Raw genomic sequence first — 1,583 nt, 5'->3', positions numbered from 1 at the left:
AATACATAAATATAATTGCACGGAAAAAATTAATTAGGATTGCTCTAGGTCTAGAAAATCATTTAGGATTGCTATATCCAACTTAAATACCTCCCCGGAGGCTAAGCTGTTCGACCTTTAAAGGAGGATAGTAGGGGGCCCAGCGTCATTCGATTTTAGATTTTAGATTTTAGATTTTGGATTGACTTGCGCGAGATAAATTCGGGGGACGCAAGGATTTGAGATTTTAGATTTTGGATTGATTCCACGGATAAATCACGTGGCGGGTACCATCAAGAAATTCTTGGTCAATAAGCGTTTCCCATGTATAGTAAGTGTTCGCGAATGGCGCACCTTACCTGGATCGTTAATGGTTTAAATGCTCCACAGCTTAGCGAATTTTGGATAACCTGCTTTTCCCGAACGATATCGACTAAACGCATCTTTCAAGTCAATCAAAGCATTTTGATAAACTCGACTATACAACTGGTTCATCCAAACGAATTTAGGCTGTTTCTTGACGTGGTTGGTGAGAATTTTTTTGACTTCGTTGAGTACCTTGGAGTCAGAAAGCTTCCCATTGCTATACATTTGGGTTCTCCGGCTTAATCCACAATTAAATACTACGTGCCAAAATCCTAGGTGTTTGGTCACCAAGGTTGCTTCATTGTTATTCAATTTTAGCGATAGTTTGACGCCAAATATAGTTAAACTTACTTGGAGCTGCTTACTTGATTCACTATAGAGGAATCCGAACAAGGATCTATACCCTCTACAATATTCTTAACTTTAGCTTTGTATTTCCGCAGTCCGTAGAGGCGGGAAGAAAAACAGTGGATTATCGAAAGCAAGTCTTGAGTCAATTCTTCATGCGGTGAAAGGCTTTCGGCGTTGGCGACGATAATTGTCCCGCCATTCCACTCTAGAATTTGCTCGACAAGTTCAAAACCAAATCGGCACAGGCGATCTTTATGGGCCACGTACAACACCCTAACATCGCCCAGCATCGCCCATTGTAAGATTTGCAGAAATTTGGGACGTTTGAAATTAAGTCCACCCCCAATCTCCTGAATGGAGTCTGTGATAGCAACTCCTTGCGCCAAGCAGAATTGTTCCATAGCTTGTGTCTGACGAAGTAAGTCTTGTTTTTGTCCAGTGGACGAGACGCGACAATATACGATCACCCGATGGGGTGGCGTTTTACCGGTTTTGAGGTTCCGGACTATATTTAGGTGACTTTCTGAATAAACACGCTGGTTACCCAGTGTCCTCTCAGGGATTAACTTGCCTTCCTTTTCCCAGCGCCGTAACGTAGAGCTTGAGACTCCCACTAATTTTGCGAATTCTGCCACTTTCCACATAGAACTTTCTCTCGGCGATTAACTATGGACAAGTTTAGCAAATTATTTGACACTTAAGTCTTGCTCAAATGCGATAGTAACCCCTAATCATAAGGATGGTCGCATCGGGTGAGCGACATCCCCTAAGCTGTGGAGCATTTAAACGAGTAACGAGGCTTAGGATCGGGAATTAAATAACTTACAATTTTAATTGTTATTGTGGGATGGGCTCTTATAGCCCGTCCAAAAAGGACGGGCTATAAG

2 protein-coding genes are annotated in these 1,583 nt (G+C 42.3%); both read right to left on the bottom strand.

Translation table 11 applies throughout. From position 1 onward, the window contains the following. Positions 1–354: 354 nt before the first annotated feature. Complete coding sequence (locus QUB39_RS30435) at positions 355–570, bottom strand: hypothetical protein (RefSeq protein ID WP_333053711.1); 216 nt, start codon at positions 568–570, stop codon at positions 355–357. Between the two features lie 122 nt (positions 571–692). After that, the gene (locus tag QUB39_RS30430; protein WP_333053712.1) at positions 693–1,340 is read right to left on the bottom strand and encodes an IS607 family transposase; all 648 of its coding nucleotides are present in this window, start codon (positions 1,338–1,340) and stop codon (positions 693–695) included. Between the last annotated feature and the right edge of the window lie 243 nt (positions 1,341–1,583).

The sequence above is a fragment of the Microcoleus sp. AT8-B5 genome, assembly GCF_036705565.1.
Taxonomy (GTDB): domain Bacteria; phylum Cyanobacteriota; class Cyanobacteriia; order Cyanobacteriales; family Microcoleaceae; genus Microcoleus.
The sequence above is the reverse complement of the archived record's forward strand: the minus strand, read 5'-3'. Positions and strand labels throughout refer to the sequence as shown.

What these genes read in the sequence shown, in the direction of transcription:
- QUB39_RS30430 (WP_333053712.1), bottom strand. Translation starts at nt 1,340, where the DNA reads ATGTGGAAAGTGGCAGAATTCGCAAAATTAGTGGGAGTCTCAAGCTCT.
- QUB39_RS30435 (WP_333053711.1), bottom strand. Translation starts at nt 570, where the DNA reads ATGTATAGCAATGGGAAGCTTTCTGACTCCAAGGTACTCAACGAAGTC.